We start from the raw sequence: 26,340 nt of genomic DNA, 5'->3' as shown, positions 1-26,340 counted from the left end.
GGGGGCTTGCTCCCGATAGCGGTGTGTCAGTCACCAGATTCATCGACTGACAGCCCGCCATCGGGGGCAAGCCCCCTCCCACATTTTGATCCATGTTGAGCCTGAATCAGCGGCTCTGGCGTTGTTGTAACAACAGGTTGCTAAACCCTGCTCCAGCCAATTGTTTCTGCGCCACGGTCAGTTGTTCACGGTTGCTGAACGGCCCCACCAGCACGCGATACCACGTCGCGTCCTTCACGGTGCCAGACTCCACCGTCACCGACTGGCCCAGCAGGATGATCTGCGCGCGTACACGGTCCGCATCCGCCTGCTTGGGGAACGAACCCGCCTGCAGGAAGAACTTGGTCACCGGCGCCGCCTTGGTTTCGGCAACCGGCGGAGCAGGTGGCGGGGTGATGCCGGCCAGTGCCGCCTGGGCGCGTGCGGTGTCGATTTTCGCCGCTTCCGCCGGCGTCACCGGGGTGGTCGGCACCTGCGGAGTCGGCAGGGTTTTCTCCGGCACGGCGTCAGGTGGCACGATCACTTCCGATTCCGGCAGCAGCGTGTAGAAGTCGTATTTGGGCTTCACTGGTGCGGTCGGGCTCGGCGCGGTCTTGTTGGCTTCGGCGATTTTGGTGGCCTTCTGCTGTTCCTGCTTGACCCGTTTGACGTCATCGCCCTGGCCCGGATCCAGCTTCATCAGGAACACCACAAACGCGCCGACCGAGAGGCCGATGGCCATCCACAACCAGCCTGGGATCGGCTTTTTCGCCGGGGCCTGGTAGCGGCTGGCGCCGCGCTTGGGTGCAGGTTTTTTCTTGGCAGCCAACTTACATACGCTCCAGAGTTTCCAGGCCCAACAGTTCCAGGCCTTGCTTGAGGGTCCGTCCAGCCAGTGCGGCGAGGCGCAGGCGACTTTGCTTCTGGGCTTCGTCGTCGGCGCTGAGGATCGGGCAATTCTCGTAGAAACTGGAGAACAGGCCGGCCACTTCATACAGGTAGCTGCACAGGATGTGCGGCGTGCCTTTCTCGCCGACGCTGTTCAACACTTCGCCAAATTGCGCCAGTTTCGCCGCCAGCTCCTGTTCGTGGGGCGCATCCAGCACGATCTGGCCTTCGACTTCGCTGAAGTCCTTGCCCAGCTTGCGGAACACACCGGCCACGCGGGTGTAGGCGTAGAGCAGGTACGGCGCGGTATTGCCTTCGAAGTTGAGCATCAGTTCGAAATTGAAGCTGTAGTCGCTGGTGCGGTGCTTGGACAGGTCGGCATATTTGACCGCGCCGATGCCCACCACGCGGGCGATGTTGCGCAGGTCGGCCTCGGCCAGTTCCGGGTTCTTTTCCTTGACCAGGCTGTAGGCGCGATCCTGGGCTTCGTTGAGCAGGTCGATCAGCTTGACGGTGCCCCCATCGCGGGTCTTGAACGGGCGGCCATCGGCGCCGTTCATGGTGCCGAAGCCCATGTGTTCCATGTGCATCGGGTGGGTGACGAAGCCCGCGCGACGCGCCACTTCGAACACCTGCTGGAAGTGCAGGGCCTGGCGTTGGTCGACGAAGTACAACGCACGGTCAGCCTTGAGCACGCCGCTGCGATAGCGCACGGCGGCCAGGTCGGTGGTGGCATAGAGGTAACCGCCATCGGCCTTGACGATGATCACCGGCAACGGCTCGCCGTCGGCGGTCTTGAATTCTTCAAGGAACACGCACTGCGCGCCGTTGCTCTCCACCAACAGGCCCTTGGCCTTGAGGTCGTTGACCACATTGATCAGGTCGTCGTTGTAGGCGCTTTCGCCCATCACGTCGGCCATGGTCAATTTGACGTTGAGCAGTTCGTAGATTTCCTGGCAGTGGGACAGGGAAATCTCACGGAAGCGGTTCCACAGCTCCAGGCATTCGGCGTCGCCGGCCTGCAGCTTGACCACCAGGCCACGGGCGCGGTCGGCGAATTCTTCGGATTCGTCAAAGCGCTTCTTGGCGGCGCGGTAGAAGTTCTCCAGGTCCGACAGCTCATTGCTGGTGATGGGGTTCTCTTGCAGGTACGCCATCAGCATGCCGAACTGGGTGCCCCAGTCGCCCACATGGTTCTGACGGATCACGTTGTCGCCGAGAAACTCCAGCACCCGCGCCACGCCGTCGCCAATGATGGTGGAGCGCAGGTGGCCCACGTGCATCTCTTTGGCCAGGTTCGGTGCCGACAGGTCGACGACCACGCGCTGGTTGGCGCCGGCCTTGCGGGCGCCTATTTTTGCGTCAGCCAGCGCGGCGTCCAGGCGCGAGGCCAGGGCCTGGGTGTTCTGGAAGAAGTTGATAAAGCCGGGGCCGGCGATTTCGGCCTTGGTGACACTCTCGTCGACCGGCAGCGCGGCGATGATTTTTTCCGCCAGGTCGCGCGGTTTCATGCCGGCGGGCTTGGACAGCATCATCGCAATGTTGCTGGCGAAGTCACCGTGGGTCTTGTCGCGGGTGTTTTCCACCTGGATCGCCGGCGTCAGGCCTTCAGGCAACACACCTTCGTTGACGAGTTGGGTGAGGGCTTGTTGGATCAGCTGGCGAATGGTGTCTTTCATGGTGTTCTCTTTCGACCGCAAGCGGCGGCGCGCGATGCGCAGGTGGAAAAACTGGGCATTATCCGTGGCGAGGGCGGGCTTGCCAACCGTTCAGACCAGATGGCGGACCTGCGGGCCTCATCGCGGGCACGCCCGCTCCCGCATTTAACGGTGTTCACCTTTCAAAATGTGGGAGTTGGCTTGCTACTAATACAAATCTACCGGGTCCACATCCAACGACCATCGCACCTGCCGCCCGCTGGGTATTTGCTCCAGAGCAAGTAACCAGCTACTTAATAAGCGATGCAGTGGCGCGCGCGAGGTGGCTTGTAACAGTAGCTGAGCGCGATAACGTCCCGCGCGGCGTTCCATGGGCGCGGGCACCGGGCCGAGCAGTTCGATGCCGCTCAGGCCCAGTTCGCCTAGCAACCGCTCGGCGGCACTGCACGCCTCGTCCAGGAAACCTTCGGCCTGCCCCGGCTTGTGCGCCTCGGCGCGCAGCAAGGCCAGGTGGGCAAACGGCGGCAGGCCGGCGGAGCGGCGTTCGCTCAGGGCCTGTTCGGCGAAGGCAAAATAACCTTGTTCGGTCAGTTGAATCAGCAGCGGGTGGTCGGCCAGGTGCGTCTGGATAATCACTTTGCCCGGCTCTTCGGCACGCCCGGCGCGCCCGGCCACTTGCACGATCAACTGCGCCATGCGCTCGCTGGCGCGGAAGTCGCCGGAGAACAGGCCGCCGTCGGCGTCCAGGATCGACACCAGGGTCACCCGGGGAAAGTGGTGCCCCTTGGCGAGCATCTGCGTGCCCACCAGGATGCATGGCTGGCCCTTCTGGATGGTCGCGAACAGTTGGTTCATCGCATCTTTGCGCGAGGTGCTGTCGCGGTCGACCCGCAGCACGGGGTAGTCCGGGAACAGAATGCCCAGGCGCTCTTCGGCGCGCTCGGTGCCCGCGCCAACCGGGCGCAGGTCGACCTTGCCGCACTGCGGGCAGTGGCGGGGCACGCGCTCCACATGGCCGCAGTGATGGCAGCGCAACTCGCCGTAGCGCTGGTGCACGGTCATGCGCGCATCGCAGCGCTCGCATTCGGACATCCAGCCGCAGTCATGGCACAGCAGCGTCGGCGCAAAGCCGCGGCGGTTAAGAAACACCAGGACTTGCTGGCCGGCGGCGAGGGTTTGGCCTATTGCTTGCTGCATCGGCCCGGAAATACCGCTGTCCAGCGGGCGGCTTTTTACGTCCAGGCGCAGGAAGCGCGGTTGTTTGGCGCCGCCGGCGCGTTCATTCAGGCGTAGGAGTCCGTAACGGCCGGTGTAGGCGTTGTGCAGGCTCTCCAGGGACGGCGTGGCCGAACCGAGCACGATCGGGATGTCTTCCTGGCGGGCGCGCACCAGCGCCAGGTCGCGGGCGTGGTAGCGCAGGCCTTCCTGCTGCTTATAGGAGCCGTCGTGTTCTTCGTCGATGATGATCAGCCCGGGGTTCTTCATTGGCGTGAACAGCGCCGAACGCGTGCCGATAATAATGTCGGCCTCGCCATCCCGTGCCGCCAGCCATGACTCCAGGCGCTCACGGTCGTTGACCGCCGAGTGCACCAGGGCGATGCGGGCATTGAAGCGTTGCTCGAAACGCGCCAGGGTCTGCGGGCCGAGGTTGATCTCAGGGATCAGTACCAGCGCCTGTTTGCCGGCTTGCAGGGTTTCGCGGATCAACTGCAAATAGACTTCGGTCTTGCCACTGCCGGTGACGCCGGCCAGCAGGAACGCATGGAAACTGTCGAAACCTGCGCGAATCGCCTCGTAAGCGGCGCGTTGCTCGGGGTTCAGCGGCAGTTCCGGCTGGGCCAGCCAATGTTCGTGGCGTGGGTCAGGGGCGTGTTTGCGGATTTCGACCTGTACCAAGCCTTTGGCCAGCAACAGGTCGAGGCTGTCTTTGCTCAGCATCAGCTTGCTTAAAAGCTGATGGGCCACGCCGTGAGGGTGCTGGGCCAGTGTCGCCAGGGCTTCGCGTTGACGCGGCGCGCGTGCGATGCGCGGGTCATCGAGGCGTGCGCCGGGGGCCATCGACCAGAAGCGCTCCTGACGCGCCTCGGCCAGTTCGCCCTGCCGCAACAGCACTGGCAACGCCCAGCTCAGGGTGTCGCCCAGGCTGTGCTGGTAATACTGGGCTGTCCACAGGCACAGCTTGAACAGCGCGTGCGGCAGTGGCGCCGTGGCATCAAGGATCGCCAGGGCGGGCTTGAGCTTTTCGGCGGGCACTTCGCTGTGATCGGCGATTTCGATCAGGATGCCGATCATCTCCCGGCGGCCAAACGGCACGCGTACGCGCATGCCCGGCTGCAACTGCGCCCGCAGCACGCCGGCCGGGGCTCGATAGTCGAACAGGCGGCGCAGGGGCGAGGGCAGGGCTAGGCGCAAAATGGCGTCGGGCACGCGGGGAGTCTCATATAAAGGCGGGTGACGGTGCAGGGGCGCGAGCCTAGCAGACGAGGGGGGTGTTGGGTATGCCATGGTTTTCTGATGAAAGGTGCTTTTATGTTGACAGGCGATAGGTGCCGCAGCTTGCGCGTTTAAAAAGGTCTGGTAGAATCCGCGGCCTAATTACGTGCGGTATTCGACAATAGTGTCGAGTGGCGGCACGCTAGCCCGAGGAAGTCACCATGAAAGCCGATATCCATCCAGCGTACGAAACCATCGAAGTTACCTGCAGCTGCGGCAACAAGTTCGAAACCCGTTCGAACCTGTGCAAGCCACTGGGTACTGACGTATGCAACGAGTGCCACCCGTTCTACACCGGTAAGCAGAAGACCCTGGACACCGGCGGCCGCGTACAGCGCTTCGCAGATCGCTTTGGTGCTTTCGGCAAGAAGCCTGCTGCTACTCCAGCAGAGTAAGGCTCAAAAGCCTTATGGGCTTTTGCCAGCTGTTGAAAAAGGCGTCCCTCGCGGGCGCCTTTTTTGTGCCTGGGATTTGGCAGCAGGCCGCCCAGGCCGAGGTGTTTTGCCCTGCGCCGGCGTCTGTGGTCCGGGTTGAAGTACAGCGCGTGGTCGATGGCGACACCGTGCGCCTCAAGGATGGCCGCAGCGTGCGCATGATCGGCGTCAACGCCCCGGAAACCGCTAAAAAGGGGCGTGGCGACGAGCCTTATGCGGTCGCTGCCCGCCAGCGTTTGCAGGCGTTGGTGGCGGCCAGTGACGGTCGCGTCGGCTTGGTGCCGGGGCGCGAGCGAAAAGACCGCTACGGACGTACCCTGGCCCACCTTTACGGTGCCGATGGCGAAAACCTCGAGGCGCGCTTGCTCGCCGAAGGCTTGGGGTTTCAAGTGGGGGTCGCGCCCAATGTTGACCTCGTCGCTTGCCAGCAGGCGGCGGAAAACAGCGCCCGCCAGGCCGGGTTGGGGCTCTGGCGGCAATCGCCGGTGCAATCGGTGAGCGACCTCAGGCAATCCGGTTTTGCGCTGGTCAGCGGCCGGGTGAGCAAGATCGAGCGCAATCGCGGCGGCATCTGGATTCAATTGCAGGGCTCACTGGTATTGCGCGTGGCGCCCGATCTTGCCCGCCAGTTCGACAGTGGCTTGCTCAATGGTCTGCAAGGCAAGACAATCGAGGCGCGCGGTTGGGTGCAGGATCGCTCCAGGCAGGGGCGCCTGAAAAACGGTCAAGCGCGTTGGCTGCTGCCGCTGACCGATCCCGGTATGCTCAAATCGACAGATTAATAAAAAATTGTAGACATTTTTTTATTCAATTGTGAACAGTTGAGCCCTTGTATCCCGTGGCCTTAGACCAAAGTACGGCGCTTTGGGGCCTTGACACCTGTGACTGCCCAGTCTTGTAGGGGCTTTACGACACGAGTATCCTCGGCGGTCCGTCGACCAACAGTAAAAGCGGAATGCCGATATGTCTGATTTGAAAACTGCCGCTCTCGAATATCATGCCCATCCTCGTCCAGGAAAGCTGAGTGTAGAGCTCACCAAGGCCACCGCTACCGCCCGCGACCTGTCGCTGGCCTACAGCCCCGGCGTGGCCGAGCCCGTACGTGAAATCGCCCGTGACCCTGAGCTGGCGTACAAGTACACCGGCAAGGGCAACCTGGTTGCAGTGATTTCCGATGGCACCGCGATTCTCGGCCTGGGAAACCTCGGCCCATTGGCATCCAAGCCAGTCATGGAAGGTAAGGGCGTGCTGTTCAAGCGCTTCGCCGGCATTGACGTATTCGACATCGAAGTCGACTCCGAAAGCCCGCAGGCCTTCATCGATACCGTCAAGCGCATCTCCATCACCTTCGGTGGCATCAACCTGGAAGACATCAAGGCACCTGAGTGCTTCGAAATCGAAAAGGCCCTGATCGAGCAATGTGACATTCCGGTATTCCACGATGACCAGCACGGCACCGCGATCGTTACCGCGGCCGGCATGATCAACGCCCTGGAAATCGCCGGCAAAACCCTGGCTGATGCCAAGATCGTCTGCCTGGGCGCCGGCGCTGCGGCTATCTCCTGCATGAAGCTGATCGTGAGCATGGGTGCCAAGCTGGAAAACATCTACATGGTCGACAGCAAGGGCGTGATCCAGTCCGAGCGTACCGACCTGAACCAGTACAAGGCGATGTTTGCCCACCCGTCCTCCAAGCGCACCCTGGCTGACGCCCTCGACGGCGCCGATGTGTTCGTCGGCCTGTCCGGCCCGAACCTGCTGAGCGCTGAAGGCCTGAAGTCCATGGCGGCCAACCCGATCGTGTTCGCCTGCTCCAACCCAGACCCAGAGATCTCGCCGGAGCTGGCCCACGCCACTCGTAACGATGTGATCATGGCCACCGGTCGTTCGGACTACCCGAACCAGGTCAACAACGTACTGGGCTTCCCGTTCATCTTCCGTGGTGCCCTGGACGTTCGCGCCAAGCGCATCAACGAAGAGATGAAAGTCGCGGCCGCCAACGCCCTGCGTGAACTGGCCAAGCTGCCGGTACCTCAGGATGTATGCGACGCCTACGGTGGCGCCAAACTGGAATTCGGCCGTGAGTACATCATTCCGAAGCCAATGGACAAGCGCCTGATCACCCTGATCTCCGATGCCGTGGCCAAAGCCGCAATCGAGACTGGTGTGGCCACCCTGCCGTATCCGAAGAACTACCCGCTGCAAAGCGTGGATGATGTGTTCAACGGCTAAGCCGTTGTAGCGCACCCACAAAAAAGCCCCGGCTCTTGCGAGTCGGGGCTTTTTTGTGGGCTTTTAATTGAGCCTTGTGAAGATCTAAATGTGGGAGGGGGCAAGCCCCCTCCCACGTTTGGATCTCTATTGGCTTGAAGTAGCGATTAGAACAGATCGATCGGCGCCGCTTCATCCGCCGGCAGCGGGCTGCCCGGTACCACGCCATTGCCCAGCTCGTTGATCGACGGCGGCGTGTCTTCGCTCTTGAACAGCTCGAAGTAAGCATTCGGCGTGCTTGGCGAGGCTGCACGACCACTCACTGGGTCGATCCGCAGGCTGAGGATGCCTTCCGGCTCCGGCTGGGTATGCAGCGGCTTGTCCTTCAGGGCCGCGCCCATGTAACTCATCCAGATCGGCAGTGCGACGGTGCCACCGAACTCACGGCGGCCGAGGCTTTCCGGTTGGTCGTAGCCGGTCCACACGGTGGTCACGTAGTCCGCGTTATAACCGGAGAACCAGGCATCCTTGGACTCGTTGGTGGTACCGGTCTTGCCCGCGATATCCGCGCGGCCCAGGGCCAGGGCGCGACGGCCGGTGCCTTTCTTGATCACGTCTTCGAGGATGCTGTTGAGGATATAAGTGGTACGGCCATCCACAATGCGCTCGGCAACGGCCGGTGTCTGCGGTTCCGTCGGGGCGGCCGTCGTGGACGGCGCGGCGCCTGGAGTCGGCTCAATGGTAATGCCACCGTTGCTTGGCGCTGCCAGGCCATCGGTGGCCGCCACGCCGTTGACCACATCGCCCGGCACCCGTGGCGGGTTGGCGGTGAACAGGGTGTCTCCGTTGCGGCTTTCGATCTTGTCGATCAGGTACGGCGTGATCTTGTAGCCGCCGTTGGCGAAGGTGCTCCAGCCGGTGGCGATTTCCATTGGCGTGAGCGTCGCGGTGCCGAGGGCCAGGGACAGGTTCGGTGGCAGGTCCGACTTGGCGAAGCCAAAGCGCGTGATGTAGTCGATGGTCTTGCCTACGCCCATCGCTTGCAGCAGGCGGATCGAGACCAGGTTGCGCGACTTATACAGGGCCTCGCGGATGCGGATCGGGCCAAGGAAGGTATTGGTGTCGTTCTTCGGGCGCCAGACCTTGTCCAGGTACTCGTCGACAAACACGATAGGTGCATCGTTGACCAGGCTGGCGGCGGTGTAGCCGTTATCCAATGCAGCACTGTAAATGAACGGTTTGAAACTCGAACCCGGTTGGCGCTTGGCCTGGGTGGCGCGGTTGTAGTTGCTCTGCTCGAACGCAAAGCCGCCCACCAGGGCACGGATCGCACCGTTCTGCGGGTCCAGCGATACCAGCGCGCTCTGGGCCAGCGGCACCTGGCTGAATTTGAGGCTGTCGTCTTTCTGGCGTTGTACGCGGATCAGGTCACCCACTTGAGCGACGTCCGATGGCTGCTTGGGCATCGGGCCCATGCTGTTGGTATTCAGGAAAGGGCGCGCCCACTTCATGCTGTCCCATGTCACATGGGCTTCGCCGGCGCGGGTCAGCACCTGCAGGCCGTCTTTCTTTATCTGGGTAACGATCGCCGGCTCCAGGCCGCTGATTGCGCGTTGCTTGCCCAGTTCGGTGGTCCAGGCGCTCAGAGTCTTGCCCGGCAGGCGCGACTCAGGGCCACGGTAGCCATGGCGCTGGTCGTAAGTGATCAGGCCGGAATGCACCGAATCATTGGCAATTTCCTGCAGGTTGCTCGGAACGGTCGTGGTCACGCGGAAGCCCTCGGTGTAGGCCTCGCTGCCATAACGGCCGACCATTTCGGCACGGGCCATTTCGGCGATGTACGGTGCACTCACTTCCGGCGTCGGGACGTGATAGCTGGCGTTCAGCGGTTCGGCGACCGCGCTTTCATAGGCGGCCTGGTCGATCTTGCCCAGCTTGTACATGCGCCCCAGGATCCAGTCGCGACGCTCTTTACTGCGCGCCGGGTTGGCCAGGGGGTTGAAACGCGAAGGGGCCTTGGGCAGGCCGGCAATCATCGCCATCTGCGCCAGGCTGGCGTCACGAATGGACTTGCCGTAGTACACCTGCGAAGCGGCTTCGATGCCGTAGGCGCGGTTGCCCAGGTAAATCTTGTTGACGTACAGCTCAAGGATCTCGTCCTTGGTCAACTGGCGTTCGATCTGCAGGGCCAGCAGGATCTCGGTGGCTTTGCGCGAAAAACTGCGTTCGCTGGTGAGGAAGAAGTTCTTCGCCACCTGCATGGTGATGGTGCTGCCACCGGATTGAATGTGTCCGCTTTTTACCAACTGCGTGGCGGCGCGCACCAGGCTGCTCGGATCGACGCCGTAGTGATTGGCGAAATTGTCATCTTCGGCGGACAGCAGGGCGCTGATGAAATTGGGCGGAATGTCGGCAAAACGGATCGGTGTGCGGCGCATTTCGCCGAACTCCGCGATCAATTTTTCATCGCTGCTGTAGACCCGCAAAGGAATCTGCAACTGGATACTTCTAAGGGCCTCTACCGATGGCAAACCCGGACTAAGGTAGAGGTAAGCCCCGCTGAGCACGAGCAGCAGCCCGCAGACGATGGCGACAATGGAGTACCCGAAAAACTTCAGCAGACGAATCAAGGCTTTTGGATTTCCAGAGAAAAGAATGAGTTACGCGTCGGGGCATGCATGGCAAACGATGGATCAACCCGAGCTGCAGATAAAAAGCGGGGAAAAACGCTGGGCATTAAAGCATTTTCGCCTTGGGACGTCATTCGCGGCTCTTTAACAAGTCGACCGAATGCAGGGTGCACAACAGCAATCAAGCGGTATGACAGGTAAAGTTTTGGGGAGTTTTATGGGAAAGGGATTTTTCCGGCGCAAAGTGGATACCTTGCTGGGCGTCGATATCAGTGACACGGCTATCAGGTTGGTCGAGCTGGCGCGTTCAGGCAGCGGCTACAGTATCCGAGCCTATGCCACGCAGGGGCTGCCTGCCCAAGCTGTGGTGGATGGCTCGGTGTTGGACCTCGAAGGCGCAGGCCTTGCTCTGCGCACGGCGTTGTCGCGCATGCAGACCTCGGCCCGCGCAGCGGCAGTGGCGGTGACTGGGCCATCGGTCATCACGCGGGTGGTCGAGTTGGACGCCGGGCTCGGCGATGATGAGATGAGCTGGATGATCCAGATGGAGGCCGAGCAGTACATTCCGTATCCGCTGGACGACATGGCCATCGACTTTCAGGTCCAGGGCCCGTCAGCTCACCATCCTGCGCGGGTCGAGGTGCTGCTGGCGGCGTGCCTGAAGGCGCACGTGGAAGCCCGAGAAGCGGTTTTGGCACTGGCGGGGCTGGTGCCGGCGGTGATTGATGTTGAAGCGTTTGCATTGGCGCGCGCGAGCAGTCAGGATTTCGCCAGCTTCACGCCGGGCCATCGAGTCGATGGTGCACAATGGGCCGTGGATGCCCAAGGGATGGGAGTTGCTTGCGGGCTGGCCCTGAGGAGTTTCGCTTGAAGACACGAATCAACCTTTTGCCTTGGCGCCAGGCGCTGGCGGAGCGGCGGCGCAAATACTTCCTGGCGTTTCTGCTGGCGTTTGCCTGCATGGCGCTGGCGGCCGTGTGGCTGGCCGATCAGGTGATCGACCAGGCGATCGATCGGCAAGTGACGCGTAATAGCCACGTGGCTCAGGACGTGGCCCTTCAGGATTCCAGCATCAAGACCCTCGACGACCTGCGGGAGCAAAGCCAGCTATTGGCAAAGCGCATGAAGGTTGTGCAGGACCTGCACGATGCCCGCTCATCCAGCGCCCAGCTGTTGGACCAATTGGCGCGCGCGGTACCCGACGGCGTGCATCTGCATGAAGTGGTGGCCAAGGGCGATACGGTGAGTATCAGTGGCAGTGCTGAGTCCAGCCAGGATATCGCTCAACTGATGCGCCGCCTGGAAGCATCCGAAGGCGGCCACGCGACGCGGTTGCAGCATGTGCGAACCGAAGGCACGCATGGCACCAACGAATTTCAATTGATGGTGCGTCATGGAGAGTCCGCTGAGGCCCAGCCATGAGCCTGCCCAGGCTCGATTTCTACGCACTGACCCACAACGCCGCAAAATGGCCCCTACCTGGCAAGGTCTTGCTTGGCTGCGCGCTGGCGGGCTTGGTACTGGCGGCGGCCGACCTTGTGCTCCTGAGCCCGTTGCGCGAGCGCTTGTCCCAGGTCCAGGCGCAGGAAGTGGTCCTACGGCGCCAGCTCGCAGAAAAAACTGCCTTGGCCGCTGGCCTTGAGGCGAAGGCCCGGCAGTTCCAGCATGTGCAGAAGAACGCTGAGCAGCTTTTGCAGCAATTGCCAGGCGAGTCCGAAATGCCCGGCCTGCTGGAGGATATTGCTCGGTTGGCGCTGGCCAATGGGCTGGTGGTCGAGAGCGTCACGCCGTTGGATGAGCGCCCTCAAGCGTTCTATGTTGAACAGCCCGTGCAAGTCGGCGTTACCGGGAATTACCACGACCTGGCGACGTTCGTCAGTACCTTGGGTGGCCTTTCGCGAATGACGACGGTGCACGATGTTGCCCTGCAGCGGGATGGCGCGTTGTTGCGACTTGATCTGCTGGCCAGGACCTATTGGCTTGCACGGCCAGGCGCCACGCGGGGCAGGCCGGTCGCACAGGCGCCGTCCTTTGTCTATGACGCTGGCGCGCTGCGCGATCCGTTCCAGCCGCTGGCCATGCAAGTCGATCGTGTGCCGTTGAGGGCGGGCCTTGCGCCAGACCTCGCTCGATCACGAGGCTTGCTGGAAGGTCTTGCGGTGGATCAGTTCGAAATGGTCGGCACGCTGTCCCGTGGAACGCAGACCTTCGCGTTGCTGCGTGCCGCCTCAACGGTGTATCGCCTGGCGGTCGGCGATTACCTGGGGCGGGATCATGGGCGGGTCACGGCCATCGATGAGCGCCATCTCGAATTGGTCGAATTGTTCCCCGATGAACAGGGCGCATGGCTGGAGCGCCCGCGAACCCTCGTGCTAAACGTCAATTCATAACGGAATAAAACAATGAAAAGGATGTTTTCGTCCTTCGGTGTGGCGCTATGGATAGCGTTCACGACACCGATGGTTATTGCTGTGCCCAATCGTGTGGATCTGATCCAACTACCACCTCCGGTGAGCGCCGCGGTATTGGATGCCTATACCGGTGACAAACTCAATCTCAACTTCCAGAACATCGAGTTGCGCGCCGTCTTGCAGCAAATTGCCGATGTGGCGGGCCTCAACCTGGTGGCCAGCGACGACGTGCAAGGCTCGATTACGCTGCGACTCAAGGGCGTGCCTTGGGATCAGGCCCTGGACCTGGTGCTGCAAACCAAGGGGTTGGATAAACGGGTAAAAGCCGGCGTATTGCTGGTGGCGCCCGCTGAAGAGTTGGCTGCGCGCGAGTTGCTCACCTTGGAGTCACGCAAGCAAATGGCTGACCTGGCGCCACTGCGTCGTGAGTTGCTGCAGGTCAATTACGCCAAGGCGGCGGACCTGGCCAAGTTGTTTCAGTCGGTGAACGGGCTGGAAGGCACGACCGATGAGCGCGGCTCGGTGGCAGTGGATGATCGCACGAACAATATCATCGCTTACCAGACCCACGAGCGGCTTGAAGAGCTGCGGCGGATCGTGGCGCAGTTGGACATCCCGGTGCGTCAGGTGATGATCGAGGCGCGGATTGTCGAGGCGAATGTCGACTACGACAAAAGCCTGGGTGTGCGCTGGGGTGGGCGGCTCAATCGTGGTCATTGGAGTGCCGGCGGTATCAATAAACCCTTGGCCGAGGGGGCGGAGCCGCCGGAAAACCCACCCAGCTCGCCGTTTGTCGACATGGGGTCGCTCACCGCTGCTTCAGGCCTGGGTATTGCCTACATCACCGACAATTTGCTGCTCGACCTGGAACTGACGGCCATGGAGAAAACCGGCAACGGCGAGATTGTCTCGCAGCCCAAGGTGGTCACCTCCGACAAGGAGACCGCACGTATCCTGAAGGGCACCGAAATTCCCTATCAGGAATCCACCTCCCAGGGTGCAACCTCCGTGTCATTCAAGGAGGCCTCGCTGTCCCTGGAGGTTACGCCGCAAATCACCCCCGACGACCATGTGATCATGGTGGTCAAAGTCACCAAGGATGAGCCCGACTACCTGAACAAACTCAATGACGTACCGCCCATCAAGAAAAACGAGGTCAACGCCAAGGTGCTGGTCAAGGATGGCGAGACCATCGTTATTGGCGGAGTTTTCTCCAATACCCAGAGCAAAGTGGTAGATAAAGTGCCATTTTTGGGCGATGTGCCGTATCTTGGCCGCCTTTTCCGGCGCGATGTGCTGGCGGAGAAAAAATCCGAGCTGCTGGTATTCCTGACTCCGCGTATTATGAATAACCAGGCGATTGCTGTGAGTCGTTGATTCTGTGCGAAATTTGATTCTTGTAGGACCGATGGGGGCTGGAAAAAGCACCATCGGCCGTTTGCTTGCCAAAGAGCTGCGCCTGCCATTCAAAGACTCCGACAAGGAAATTGAATTGCGCACGGGTGCCAATATCCCGTGGATCTTCGATAAAGAAGGCGAACTGGGCTTTCGTGACCGCGAACAGGCGATGATCGCCGAGCTGTGCGGCTGCGATGGCGTGGTATTGGCTACCGGGGGTGGCGCGGTGATGCGCGATGAAAACCGTCGGGCGCTGCATGCCGGTGGTCGGGTGGTCTATTTGCATGCGTCGGTCGAGCAGCAGGTGGGCCGTACGGCACGCGATCGCAATCGCCCGTTGTTGCGCACGGCCAACCCGGAAAAAACCTTGCGCGACCTGCTGGCGTTGCGCGATCCGCTGTATCGGGAAATCGCCGATCTGGTGGTGGAAACCGATGAGCGGCCGCCTCGGATGGTGGTTCTCGACATCCTGGAGCGTCTGCAACGGCTGCCACCCCGTTAAAGCCAGGCCCGAAATGCGCTATTCTCGGCGGCGCGCTATGACCCCAAGGGGTGTGGCGTAGAGCCATCAGGCAGCGGACGTTGCCGGTCGTCAATCATCTCTAACGCGGGGACACATGCAGACACTTAAGGTCGATCTAGGCGAGCGCAGCTACCCGATCCATATTGGCGAAGGTCTGTTGGACCAGCCCGAATTGCTGGCGCCGCATATTGCCGGGCGGCAAGTGGCGATCATTTCCAATGAAACGGTTGCGCCGCTATATCTTGAGCGTTTGAGCCGCAGCCTGGCGGCGTACTCGGTGATCTCGGTGATTTTGCCTGACGGCGAAGCCCACAAGAATTGGGAAACCCTGCAACTGATTTTCGATGGCCTGCTGACCGCACGCCATGATCGGCGTACCACCGTGATCGCCCTGGGCGGCGGTGTGATCGGCGACATGGCCGGGTTTGCGGCGGCCTGCTACCAGCGTGGCGTGGACTTCATCCAAGTGCCGACCACCCTGCTGTCCCAGGTCGATTCGTCGGTGGGCGGCAAGACCGGCATCAACCACCCGCTGGGCAAGAATATGGTCGGCGCGTTCTACCAGCCGCAGGCTGTGCTGATTGATACCGCGACCCTCAACACCTTGCCGCCGCGCGAGCTGTCGGCGGGCCTTGCGGAAGTCATCAAGTATGGGTTGATCTGCGATGAGCCTTTCCTGGCCTGGCTCGAAGAACATGTGGATGCGCTGCGCAACCTCGATCAAGCGGCACTGACCGAGGCGATTTCCCGCTCCTGCGCCGCCAAGGCGCTGGTGGTGAATGCCGACGAGCGCGAGTCCGGTGTACGGGCCACCCTGAACCTGGGCCATACCTTCGGCCACGCGATCGAAACGCACATGGGCTATGGTGTGTGGTTGCATGGTGAGGCCGTGGCGGCTGGCACCGTGATGGCGTTGGAGATGTCGCAACGCCTGGGCTGGATCAGTGCCCAGGAGCGTGACCGTGGTATCCGCCTGTTCCAGCGTGCCGGTTTGCCGGTTATTCCGCCCGAAGAGATGAGCGAGGCGGACTTCCTCGAGCATATGGCGATAGACAAGAAAGTGATCGACGGTCGACTGCGACTGGTGCTGCTGCGCCATATGGGTGAAGCGGTGGTGACCGACGATTATCCGAAAGAGATTTTACAGGCCACGCTGGGAGCGGATTACCGCGCCCTGGCCCAGCTTAAAGGTTAATAAGATCGCGATGACTAGTTTGCATGCCGACGAGGCGTTCCTCGGCCATTACCACCTCAGCCATGACCCTTTTGCGCCACGGGTGCCTGGTTTCAAATTTTTCCCGGCCCAGCGCAAGCCGGTGCTGGGGCAGTTGCATCACCTCGCACGCTACAGCCAGTTGCTGTTGGTGGTGACGGGCCCGTTGGGCAGCGGCAAGACGCTGTTGCGCCAGGCCCTGGTGGCGAGCACCAATAAGCAATCGGTCCAAAGCCTGGTGGTGTCGGCCCGTGGTGCCGGGGATGCGGCGGGCGTGCTGCGCCAAGTGGCACAAGCCCTGGACGTGTCTACTGCCGAACCGAACGCGATCCTCAAGCAAGTGGTGCAGTTGGGTCTCACCGGCCAGGAAGTCTACCTGCTGGTGGATGACGCCGAGCAGCTCGATGAATCAGCCCTGGAAGCGCTGCTGGCGCTGGCGGCGGGTACGCCGGAAGGCCGCCCCCATGTGTTCCTGTTTGGTGAGTCGTCGCTCATCGCCGATCTGGAGCAGATCAGTGGCGATCAAGAACTGTTCCACGTCATCGAATTACAGCCCTACGAAGAGGAAGAAACCCGCGAATACCTGGCTCAACGCCTCGAAGGCGCAGGGGCGGGTATCGAACTTTTCTCCGCTCAACAGATCTCTGATATTCACGAAAGCGCAGGCGGCTGGCCTGGCACCATCAACCAGGTTGCCCGCGATGCCATGATCGAAGCCATGATTGCCAGCCGCTCAGCGGTCAAGCGTCCAAAGATGGGGTTCACTATGCCTAAGAAGCACGTATTGGCGATTTCCGCTGTTGTCGTGGTCGCTGTTGCGGCCGCCTGGTTGATCCCAGGCCGCAGTAAGGCACCCACCACGGCCGGCGCCCCGGCTGAACAGGCGCAACTGCCACTGGGTAAACCCACGCCGAATGTCGAGTTCGCCAACTCCGGCCAGCCGACCAACCTGCCGATGGTCGGCCAGCCTGTAATGCGCGGCCCGCTCGCCGAAGAAGCCGGCGGTATCTCCGAAGGCGACGACGGCGTGCCTGTGGAAGGTTCCAGCGCTACCCCACCGACGGTGACCACCACCGCACCACCTGCGGGCGTGCCGGCGGGTCAGCCGGCCGCCAAGCCAGTGCCAACACCTGCGCCTACCGTTGCTACCGCCAAGCCCGCACCTGTGACCAAGCCTGTCGCGCCTGCTCCAGCCGCCAAGCCAGCGCCTGTGACCAAGCCGGCTGAAAAACCGGCCACCGTGGCCAAGGCCGGTGCGGCCGGCAGCAGTTGGTACGCCAGCCAGCCTACCGGGAATTTTGTGGTGCAGATCCTCGGCACCAGCTCCGAAGCCAACGCCCAGGCGTTCGTGAAGGAGCAGGGGGGCGAGTACCGTTATTTCAAGAAAGTGCTCAACGGCAAGCCTCTCTACGTGATCACCTACGGCAACTTCGCAAGCCGTGCCGCAGCTGATTCTGCGATCAAAACCTTGCCAGCGAAGGTTCAGGCTGGTAAACCTTGGCCTCGCACTGTTGCCAGCGTTCAACAAGAACTGGCAACAACTCGCTGAAGATCCGGCGACCTTACCCAGGTCGCCCTCCCGGCACCTCAAAAAAACTACAACAGCGTGCAGCCCTGAAGGCCGCGCGCTTTGTGGTGTCTGCGCATGTAGCTTTTGAGTCGTAGCGGTCAGAATTAAAAAAGTTTTGACTAGCACAGCATATCGCTTTAAACCTTTCATAAATGCGACATAGATTTGCGACATTTCGTCGCTAAATTTGTGAGCGTCTGTGTCGGTGTGTACAATGACCTCCCTTTTGCCCCCGCTAAGCCGGCGTACGTTCGGCGTGGAAGGTAACCGGTTGAATTGAAAAGAAATTTGCCTCGGTAAAAGAGGCAGCCTGGTGAGAAAGTGTCTATGAAAGCAGGTCTGTACCAACCCGATGAATTCAAGGATAACTGCGGTTTCGGCCTGATAGCCCATATGCAGGGCGAGCCCAGTCATACCCTTTTGCAAACGGCCATCGAGGCCCTGACCTGCATGACCCACCGTGGTGGGATCAACGCCGACGGCAAGACCGGTGACGGTTGTGGCTTGCTGATTCAAAAGCCCGACCAGTTCCTGCGCGCTGTCGCCAAAGAGCATTTCGCGGTCGACCTGCCCAAGCAGTACGCCGTGGGCATGGTGTTTTTCAACCAGGACCCGGTCAAAGCCGAAGCCGCTCGCGAGAACATGAACCGCGAAATCGTCGCAGCCGGCCTGCAACTCGTCGGCTGGCGCAAAGTGCCGATCGACACCAGCGTGCTCGGCCGCCTGGCCTTGGAGCGCCTGCCGCAGATCGAACAGGTGTTCATCGCAGGCGACGGCCTGAGCGACCAGGACATGGCGATCAAGCTGTTTACATCGCGCCGTCGCTCGTCCGTGGCCAACGCCGCGGACACCGACCACTACATCTGCAGCTTTTCCCACAAGACCATCATTTATAAAGGCCTGATGATGCCGGCGGACCTCACCGCCTTCTATCCGGACCTGAGCGATGAGCGCCTGCAAACCGCGATCTGCGTGTTCCACCAGCGCTTCTCCACCAACACCCTGCCGAAATGGCCGCTGGCCCAGCCATTCCGCTTCCTCGCCCACAACGGCGAGATCAATACCATTACCGGCAACCGCAACTGGGCCGTGGCCCGTCGCACCAAGTTCGCCAACGATCTGATGGACCTCGAAGAGCTCGGCCCGCTGGTCAATCGCGTGGGTTCGGACTCCTCCAGCATGGACAACATGCTCGAATTGATGGTCACCGGCGGCATCGACCTGTTCCGTGGCGTGCGCATGATCATTCCGCCTGCGTGGCAGAACGTCGAGACCATGGACCCGGACCTGCGTGCGTTCTATGAGTACAACTCGATGCACATGGAGCCGTGGGACGGCCCGGCCGGCGTGGTCATGACCGACGGTCGCTACGCGGTGTGCCTGCTCGACCGCAACGGTCTGCGCCCGGCGCGCTGGGTCACCACCACCAACGGTTTCATCACCCTCGCGTCGGAAATCGGCGTGTGGAACTACCAGCCCGAAGACGTGATCGCCAAAGGCCGTGTCGGCCCTGGGCAGATCCTGGCCGTGGACACCGAAACCGGGCAGATCCTCGACACCGACGCCATCGACAACCGCCTGAAGTCCCGTCACCCGTACAAGCAATGGCTGCGCAAGAACGCCCTGCGTATCCAGGCGACCATGGAAGACAACGACCACGGTTCGGCCTTCTATGACATCGACCAGCTCAAGCAGTACATGAAGATGTATCAGGTCACGTTCGAAGAGCGCGACCAAGTGCTGCGCCCGCTCGGTGAGCAAGGCTACGAGGCCGTCGGCTCCATGGGCGACGATACGCCGATGGCCGTGCTGTCCCAGCGCGTGCGCACGCCGTACGACTACTTCCGCCAGCAGTTCGCCCAGGTCACCAACCCACCGATCGACCCGCTGCGCGAAGCCATCGTGATGTCCCTGGAAGTGTGCCTCGGTGCCGAGCGCAATATCTTCCAGGAATCGCCTGAGCATGCCTCCCGCGTGATCCTCAGCTCGCCGGTCGTTTCCCCGGCCAAGTGGCGCTCGCTGATGACCCTGGATCGCCCGGGCTTCGACCGCCAGATCATCGACCTGAACTACGACGAGAGCCTCGGCCTTGAAGCCGCGGTGCGCAACGTCGCCGACCAGGCCGAAGAAGCTGTGCGCGCCGGCCGCACCCAGATCGTGTTGACCGACCGCCACATCGCGCCGGGCAAGCTGCCGATCCACGCCTCGCTCGCCACCGGCGCCGTGCACCATCGCCTGACCGAAAAAGGCCTGCGTTGCGACTCCAACATCCTCGTCGAGACCGCCACCGCTCGCGATCCGCACCACTTTGCGGTGCTGATCGGCTTCGGCGCTTCGGCGGTGTACCCGTTCCTCGCCTATGAAGTGCTGGGTGACCTGATCCGTACCGGTGAAGTACTGGGCGATCTCTACGAGGTGTTCAAGAACTACCGCAAGGGCATCACCAAGGGCCTGCTGAAGATTCTGTCGAAGATGGGCATCTCCACCGTCACGTCGTATCGCGGCGCTCAACTGTTCGAAGCCATCGGCCTGTCCGAAGAAGTCTGCGACCTGAGCTTCCGTGGCGTGCCAAGCCGTATCAAAGGCGCGCGTTTCGTCGACATCGAAGCCGAACAGAAAGCGCTGGCGGCCGAAGCCTGGAGCGCGCGCAAGCCGATCCAGCAAGGCGGCCTGCTCAAGTTCGTGCACGGTGGCGAATACCACGCGTACAACCCGGACGTGGTCAGCACCCTGCAAGCCGCCGTGCAGCAGGGCGACTACGCCAAGTTCAAGGAATACACCGCGCTGGTGGATAACCGCCCGGTGTCGATGATCCGCGACCTGTTCAAGGTGAAGACCCTGGACACACCGTTGGCCATCAGCGAAATCGAACCGCTGGAATCGATCCTCAAGCGCTTCGACTCCGCCGGTATTTCCCTCGGCGCCTTGTCGCCTGAGGCGCACGAAGCCCTGGCCGAAGCCATGAACCGCCTGGGTGCGCGTTCCAACTCCGGCGAAGGCGGCGAAGACCCGGCGCGCTACGGCACCATCAAAAGCTCGAAAATCAAGCAGGTCGCCACCGGCCGTTTCGGCGTGACCCCGGAATACCTGGTCAACGCCGAAGTGCTGCAGATCAAGGTGGCTCAGGGCGCCAAGCCCGGTGAGGGCGGCCAGCTGCCGGGCGGCAAGGTCAACGGCCTGATCGCCAAGCTGCGTTATGCAGTGCCGGGCGTGACTCTGATTTCGCCACCGCCGCACCACGATATCTATTCGATTGAAGACTTGTCGCAGCTGATTTTCGACCTCAAGCAAGTCAACCCGCAGGCCCTGGTCTCGGTGAAACTGGTGGCGGAAGCCGGCGTGGGCACTATCGCCGCCGGCGTGGCCAAGGCGTATGCCGACCTGATCACCATCTCCGGCTACGACGGCGGCACCGGCGCTTCGCCGCTGACCTCCATCAAATACGCCGGTGCGCCATGGGAACTCGGCCTGGCGGAAACCCACCAGACCCTGCGCGGCAACGACCTGCGCGGCAAGGTGCGGGTACAGACCGACGGCGGCCTGAAAACCGGCCTGGACGTGATCAAGGCCGCGATTCTCGGTGCCGAGAGCTTCGGCTTCGGCACGGCGCCCATGATCGCCCTGGGCTGCAAATACCTGCGCATCTGCCACTTGAACAACTGCGCCACCGGCGTGGCGACGCAGAACGAAAAACTGCGCAAGGATCACTACATCGGCACCGTCGACATGGTGGTGAATTTCTTCACCTACGTCGCCGAAGAAACCCGTGAGTGGCTGGCCAAGCTGGGCGTGCGTTCCCTCGAAGAGCTGATCGGTCGCACCGACCTGCTGGAGATCCTCCAGGGCCAGACCGCCAAGCAGCACCACCTGGACCTGACGCCGTTGTTGGGCAGTGATCACATCCCGGCCGACAAGCCACAGTTCTGCGGCGTGGAACGCAACCCGCCGTTCGACAAAGGCCTGCTGGCCGAGCAGATGGTCGCGATGGCCGGTTCCTCGATCAACGACGCCAGCGGTGGCGAATTCGCCCTGGATATCTGCAACTGCGACCGTTCCATCGGCGCACGCATCTCCGGCGAAATCGCACGCAAGCACGGCAACCAGGGCATGGCGAAGGCGCCAGTCACCTTTCGCTTCAAGGGCACTGCGGGCCAGAGCTTCGGCGTGTGGAACGCCGGCGGCCTGCACATGTACCTGGAAGGCGACGCCAACGACTACGTGGGCAAGGGCATGACCGGCGGCAAGCTGGTGATCGTTCCGCCTAAAGGCAGCGTTTACAAGACCCAGGACAGCGCCATCATCGGCAACACCTGCTTGTACGGCGCCACCGGTGGCAAGCTCTTCGCCGCAGGCACCGCCGGCGAGCGTTTCGCCGTGCGTAACTCCGGTGCCCACACCGTGGTGGAAGGCACAGGCGATCACTGCTGCGAGTACATGACCGGTGGCTTTGTCGCGGTATTGGGCAAGACCGGTTACAACTTCGGTTCGGGCATGACCGGCGGTTTCGCCTACGTGCTCGACCAGGACAACACCTTCGTCGACAAGGTCAACCACGAGTTGGTCGAGATCCAGCGCATCAGCGGCGAAGCCATGGAATCCTATCGCAACCACTTGCAGCACGTGCTGGATGAATACGTCGAGGAAACCGGCAGCGAATGGGGTCGTAACCTCGCCGAAAACCTCGATGATTACCTGCGTCGTTTCTGGCTGGTCAAGCCCAAGGCTGCCAACCTGAAATCGTTGCTTTCCAGCATCCGTGCCAACCCGCAGTGATATGCGCCTGAAGAGTTTGATGAGGTTTTAACATGGCTGAACGTCTGAATAACGACTTCCAGTTCATCGATGTCGGGCGCAAAGATCCGAAGAAGAAACTGTTGCGTCAACGCAAGAAAGAGTTCGTGGAAATCTACGAACCCTTCAAACCCCAGCACTCGGCCGACCAGGCCCACCGCTGCCTGGGGTGCGGTAACCCGTATTGCGAATGGAAGTGCCCGGTGCACAACTTCATTCCCAACTGGCTGAAGCTGGTGGCCGAGGGCAACATCCTCGCCGCCGCCGAGCTGTCGCACCAGACCAACACCCTGCCGGAAGTCTGCGGCCGGGTGTGCCCGCAGGACCGTCTGTGCGAGGGCGCGTGCACCCTCAACGACGGCTTCGGCGCGGTGACCATCGGTTCGGTGGAGAAGTACATCACCGACACAGCCTTCGCCATGGGCTGGCGCCCGGACATGTCCAAGGTCAAGCCGACCGGCAAGCGCGTGGCGATCATCGGCGCGGGCCCTGCCGGCCTGGGTTGTGCCGACGTACTGGTGCGTGGCGGCGTGACCCCGGTGGTGTTCGACAAGAACCCGGAAATCGGCGGCCTGCTGACCTTCGGTATCCCAGAGTTCAAGCTGGAAAAAACCGTGTTGAGCAACCGTCGTGAAGTGTTCACCGGCATGGGTATCGAGTTCCGCCTGAACACCGAGATCGGCAAAGACGTGACCATGGAGCAACTGCTCGAAGAATACGATGCGGTGTTCATGGGCATGGGCACCTACACCTACATGAAGGGCGGCTTTGCCGGTGAGGACCTGCCGGGCGTGTATGACGCGCTCGACTTCCTGATCGCCAACGTCAACCGCAACCTGGGCTTTGAAAAGTCGCCGGAAGATTTCGTCGACATGAAGGGCAAGAAGGTCGTGGTGCTGGGCGGTGGCGACACCGCGATGGACTGCAACCGCACCTCGATCCGCCAGGGCGCCAAGTCGGTGACCTGCGCGTATCGCCGTGACGAAGCCAACATGCCCGGCTCGCGCAAAGAGGTGAAGAACGCCAAGGAAGAAGGCGTGAAATTCCTCTACAACCGCCAGCCGATCGCGATTGTCGGTGAAGACCGTGTCGAAGGCGTGAAGGTGGTCGAGACCCGTCTCGGCGAACCGGACGCCCGTGGCCGCCGCAGCCCCGAGCCGATCCCGGGTTCCGAAGAGATCATCCCGGCCGACGCCGTGGTCATCGCCTTCGGTTTCCGCCCAAGCCCGGCGCCCTGGTTCGAGCAGTTCCAGATCCAGACCGACAGCCAGGGCCGCGTCGTCGCCCCGGAACAAGGCCAGTACAAGCACCAGACCAGCAACCCGAAGATTTTTGCGGGTGGCGATATGGTGCGCGGCTCTGACCTGGTAGTAACGGCGATCTTCGAAGGCCGCAACGCCGCCGAAGGCATCCTGGACTATCTTCAGGTCTGACCCATTTCACCTTTGAAATATGGCCAAAATGTGGGAGGGGGCTTGCCCCCGGTAGCGGTGGTTCAGTTAAAGATACTCAGACTGACACACTGCAATCGGGGCAAGCCGAATCGTCGCACCGCCCCTCCCACATTTGATTTGCGCAGGTTCAAGATATTGTCGTAAATCAACCCGATAGACAAAAGGCACGGCTCACTCCGTGCCTTTTGCGTCGCGCTCTGAGAAAATGCCCGCACTTTTTTTGCGGATGCCGACATGACTGCCCTCAAGAACGACCGTTTCCTTCGTGCCCTGCTCAAGCAGCCTGTAGACGTCACTCCGGTGTGGATGATGCGTCAAGCCGGTCGCTACCTGCCGGAATACCGCGCCAGTCGCGCCCACGCCGGCGACTTCATGAGCCTGTGCATGAACCCGGAATTCGCCTGCGAAGTCACCCTGCAGCCGCTGGACCGCTACCCACAACTGGACGCGGCCATCCTGTTCTCCGACATCCTCACCATCCCCGACGCCATGGGCCAGGGCCTGTATTTTGAAACCGGCGAAGGCCCGCGTTTCAAGAAGGTCGTCAGCACCCTGGCCGATATCGAAGCCCTGCCGATCCCCGATCCGCACAAAGACCTCGGCTACGTGATGGACGCCGTAAGCACCATCCGCCGCGAACTGAACGGCCGCGTGCCGCTGATCGGCTTCTCCGGCAGCCCCTGGACCCTGGCCACCTACATGGTCGAAGGCGGCTCGTCGAAAGACTTCCGCAAAACCAAGGCCATGCTCTACGACAACCCGCAGGCCATGCACCTGCTGCTGGATAAGCTGGCGCAGTCGGTGACCTCCTACCTCAACGGCCAGATCATGGCCGGCGCGCAAGCGGTGCAGATTTTCGACACCTGGGGCGGCAACCTGTCGGCGGCGGCATACCAGGAATTCTCCCTGGCCTACATGCGCAAGATCGTCGGCGGCCTGATCCGCGAACACGAAGGCCGCAAAGTGCCGGTAATCATGTTCACCAAAGGCGGCGGCCTATGGTTGGAGAGCATTGCAGACGCCGGTGCCGATGCCCTGGGTCTGGACTGGACCTGCGACCTCGGCGAAGCCCGCCGTCGCGTCGGCAACCAGGTTGCGCTGCAAGGCAACATGGACCCGACGGTGCTGTACGCCAAGCCGGAAGCGATCCGCGCCGAAGTCGGCCGCATCCTGGCCAGCTATGGCAAGGGCAGCGGGCATGTGTTCAACCTGGGTCATGGCATCACGCCGGAAGTGAACCCGGAGCACGCGGGCGCGTTCCTGCAGGCGGTGCATGAACTGTCCGCGCAATACCACGAATAAAACGCAAACCAAAATGTGGGAGGGGCGGTGCGACGATTCGCCCCTCCCACATTAATAGCCAGAAACCTTCAGACATGCCCCAACGGCGGCAGCTTCGCCAACTTCAATGCCACCAGCAGCGCGCCGATCAACAACGCCACGATAAACGCGCCGATCCCGTTCCACCCGGCAAGGTGCCAGAAAAAACCGCCCGTGGTGCCCGCGACGCTGGAGCCGGCGTAATAGCTGAACAGGTACAGCGAGGACGCTTGCCCCTTGGCCTTGACCGCGCGGCGGCCGATCCAACTGCTGGCCACCGAGTGGGCGCCGAAGAAGCCGAAGGTGAAGACCAACATGCCCGGCACCACCAGCCACAATGGCGTGAAGAGGGTTAACGTCATTCCGCCGAGCATCAACACGATGGTGGCCCACAGCACGCGTCGGCGGCCGAGGCGGTCGGCCAGCGAGCCGATTTTCGCCGAGCTGTAGATACCCGAGAGGTACACCAACGACAGCAGGCCGACCACCGCCTGGCTCAGGTCGTAGGGATCGGCCAGCAGGCGATAGCCGATGTAGTTGAACATCGTCACGAAGGCACCCATCAACAGGAAGGCTTCCAGAAACAACCATGGCAGGCCGGCGTCCTTGAAGTGCATGACAAAGCCGTCAACCAGGCTGCGCGGCTTGAGGCTGCTGGCGCGGAAGTTGCGCGATTCGGGGAGGATCTTCCAGAACACCGTGGCCGCAATCAGCGCCAGGGCGCCGATGATCAGCATCGCGGTGTGCCAGCTGACGAAGTCGATCAATACGCCGATCATCAAGCGCCCGCTCATCCCGCCTATCGCATTGCCGCCGATGTAAAGGCCCATGGCCAGGCCAATGTGGTGTGGGTGGATCTCTTCGCTCAGGTAGGTCATGGCAACGGCGGCCAAGCCGCTCAACGATAGCCCGACCAGCGCACGCATCAGCAAGATCCCTTCCCAGGATGGCATCAGACCGCTGGCAATCGTGGCCAGCGCCGCGCAGAACAATGCAGCCACCATCACCGGTTTACGTCCCAGGGTGTCGGAAATCGGCCCGGTGATCAGTAGGCCCAGGGCAAGCATCGCGGTGGCGACCGACAGAATCAGACTGCTTTGCGCCGCATTGATGGAAAACTCGTGGGACAGCGCCGGCATCATCGGTTGCACGCAATACAGCAGGGCAAACGTGGCGAAACCGCCGCAGAACAGCGCCAGCACCGTACGCATGAACATCGGCGTGCCTTTTTCGATGTAGGCGTCGCTCGGTTGAGCCACCCCTTCATCCAGGGCGGTGGGCGGTACTTCGTGAGCGAGTGGCGCGACAGCAGATTTCACAGGGGCCTCGTTGAGCAATGGTCTGCCAGGGCAGGCAATGCAAAAAAG

The 26,340-nt window shown here is 61.7% G+C and carries 18 protein-coding genes; 13 read left to right on the top strand and 5 right to left on the bottom strand.

Annotated features, from left to right (window positions below; all coding sequences use genetic code 11):
- Nucleotides 1-106: 106 nt before the first annotated feature.
- The 3 genes from AB4N98_RS10410 to AB4N98_RS10400 all read right to left on the bottom strand — a co-directional run bounded on the left by AB4N98_RS10410 (nucleotide 107) and on the right by AB4N98_RS10400 (nucleotide 4,952).
- Nucleotides 107-808 carry an SPOR domain-containing protein gene (locus tag AB4N98_RS10410; RefSeq protein WP_017526531.1) on the bottom strand — a complete coding sequence of 234 codons (702 nt, stop codon included), beginning with the start codon at nucleotides 806-808 and terminating at the stop codon, nucleotides 107-109.
- A gap of 1 nt (nucleotide 809) precedes the next feature.
- Nucleotides 810-2,546 carry an arginine--tRNA ligase gene (gene argS / locus AB4N98_RS10405; RefSeq protein ID WP_368949344.1) on the bottom strand — a complete coding sequence of 579 codons (1,737 nt, stop codon included), beginning with the start codon at nucleotides 2,544-2,546 and terminating at the stop codon, nucleotides 810-812.
- A 186-nt stretch (nucleotides 2,547-2,732) separates the two neighbouring features.
- Entirely contained in the window at nucleotides 2,733-4,952 is a 2,220-nt protein-coding gene (locus AB4N98_RS10400) for a primosomal protein N' (protein WP_017526529.1), read from the bottom strand.
- Nucleotides 4,953-5,179: 227 nt separating this feature from the next.
- Here AB4N98_RS10400 and rpmE point away from each other — a divergent pair, with 227 nt between their 5' ends.
- From rpmE to AB4N98_RS10385, 3 genes are all read left to right on the top strand, one after another.
- Nucleotides 5,180-5,413: a 50S ribosomal protein L31 gene (rpmE, locus tag AB4N98_RS10395; RefSeq protein WP_005784030.1), complete on the top strand. Its 234-nt coding sequence runs from the start codon at nucleotides 5,180-5,182 to the stop codon at nucleotides 5,411-5,413.
- A gap of 14 nt (nucleotides 5,414-5,427) precedes the next feature.
- Entirely contained in the window at nucleotides 5,428-6,234 is an 807-nt protein-coding gene (locus AB4N98_RS10390) for a thermonuclease family protein (RefSeq protein ID WP_065879488.1), read from the top strand.
- 181 nt (nucleotides 6,235-6,415) lie between these two features.
- Nucleotides 6,416-7,684, top strand: a complete 1,269-nt coding sequence (locus tag AB4N98_RS10385) for a malic enzyme-like NAD(P)-binding protein (protein ID WP_049710409.1) — start codon at nucleotides 6,416-6,418, stop codon at nucleotides 7,682-7,684.
- A 146-nt stretch (nucleotides 7,685-7,830) separates the two neighbouring features.
- Here AB4N98_RS10385 and AB4N98_RS10380 read toward each other — a convergent pair whose 3' ends face one another.
- Nucleotides 7,831-10,290: a penicillin-binding protein 1A gene (locus AB4N98_RS10380; protein WP_460149538.1), complete on the bottom strand. Its 2,460-nt coding sequence runs from the start codon at nucleotides 10,288-10,290 to the stop codon at nucleotides 7,831-7,833.
- Nucleotides 10,291-10,510: 220 nt separating this feature from the next.
- On the opposite strand from AB4N98_RS10380, the gene pilM reads away from it, so the two are divergent.
- From pilM to hemE, 10 genes are all read left to right on the top strand, one after another.
- Nucleotides 10,511-11,164, top strand: coding sequence for a type IV pilus biogenesis protein PilM (pilM, locus tag AB4N98_RS10375; RefSeq protein ID WP_017526525.1), 654 nt, complete (start codon nucleotides 10,511-10,513; stop codon nucleotides 11,162-11,164).
- Complete coding sequence (locus tag AB4N98_RS10370; protein ID WP_135196341.1) at nucleotides 11,161-11,715, top strand: PilN domain-containing protein; 555 nt, start codon at nucleotides 11,161-11,163, stop codon at nucleotides 11,713-11,715. Before pilM ends, AB4N98_RS10370 begins: the two co-directional genes overlap by 4 nt.
- Nucleotides 11,712-12,683, top strand: coding sequence for a pilus assembly protein PilP (locus tag AB4N98_RS10365; protein ID WP_460149411.1), 972 nt, complete (start codon nucleotides 11,712-11,714; stop codon nucleotides 12,681-12,683). Before AB4N98_RS10370 ends, AB4N98_RS10365 begins: the two co-directional genes overlap by 4 nt.
- 69 nt (nucleotides 12,684-12,752) lie before the next feature.
- Complete coding sequence (locus AB4N98_RS10360; RefSeq protein WP_068935682.1) at nucleotides 12,753-14,081, top strand: type IV pilus secretin PilQ; 1,329 nt, start codon at nucleotides 12,753-12,755, stop codon at nucleotides 14,079-14,081.
- A gap of 4 nt (nucleotides 14,082-14,085) precedes the next feature.
- A complete protein-coding gene (gene aroK, locus AB4N98_RS10355) occupies nucleotides 14,086-14,604 on the top strand; it encodes a shikimate kinase AroK (RefSeq protein WP_003171222.1) in 519 nt (172 codons plus the stop codon).
- 115 nt (nucleotides 14,605-14,719) lie between these two features.
- Nucleotides 14,720-15,820: a 3-dehydroquinate synthase gene (aroB, locus tag AB4N98_RS10350; protein WP_065879486.1), complete on the top strand. Its 1,101-nt coding sequence runs from the start codon at nucleotides 14,720-14,722 to the stop codon at nucleotides 15,818-15,820.
- Nucleotides 15,821-15,830: 10 nt separating this feature from the next.
- Nucleotides 15,831-17,387: an SPOR domain-containing protein gene (locus AB4N98_RS10345; protein WP_017526521.1), complete on the top strand. Its 1,557-nt coding sequence runs from the start codon at nucleotides 15,831-15,833 to the stop codon at nucleotides 17,385-17,387.
- Nucleotides 17,388-17,735: 348 nt separating this feature from the next.
- Nucleotides 17,736-22,181: a glutamate synthase large subunit gene (gltB, locus tag AB4N98_RS10340; RefSeq protein ID WP_460149410.1), complete on the top strand. Its 4,446-nt coding sequence runs from the start codon at nucleotides 17,736-17,738 to the stop codon at nucleotides 22,179-22,181.
- Nucleotides 22,182-22,213: 32 nt separating this feature from the next.
- Nucleotides 22,214-23,632: an FAD-dependent oxidoreductase gene (locus tag AB4N98_RS10335; protein WP_010213750.1), complete on the top strand. Its 1,419-nt coding sequence runs from the start codon at nucleotides 22,214-22,216 to the stop codon at nucleotides 23,630-23,632.
- Nucleotides 23,633-23,887: 255 nt separating this feature from the next.
- On the top strand, nucleotides 23,888-24,955 hold the full coding sequence (hemE, locus tag AB4N98_RS10330; RefSeq protein WP_017526519.1) for a uroporphyrinogen decarboxylase: 1,068 nt from the start codon (nucleotides 23,888-23,890) through the stop codon (nucleotides 24,953-24,955).
- Nucleotides 24,956-25,023: 68 nt separating this feature from the next.
- On the opposite strand, the gene AB4N98_RS10325 is transcribed toward hemE, so the two are convergent.
- Nucleotides 25,024-26,292: an MFS transporter gene (locus AB4N98_RS10325; protein WP_065879485.1), complete on the bottom strand. Its 1,269-nt coding sequence runs from the start codon at nucleotides 26,290-26,292 to the stop codon at nucleotides 25,024-25,026.
- Nucleotides 26,293-26,340: the final 48 nt, after the last annotated feature.

It is taken from the genome of Pseudomonas sp. S3_E10 (genome assembly GCF_054667615.1).
This window is presented reverse-complemented; position numbering and strand designations above follow the sequence as displayed.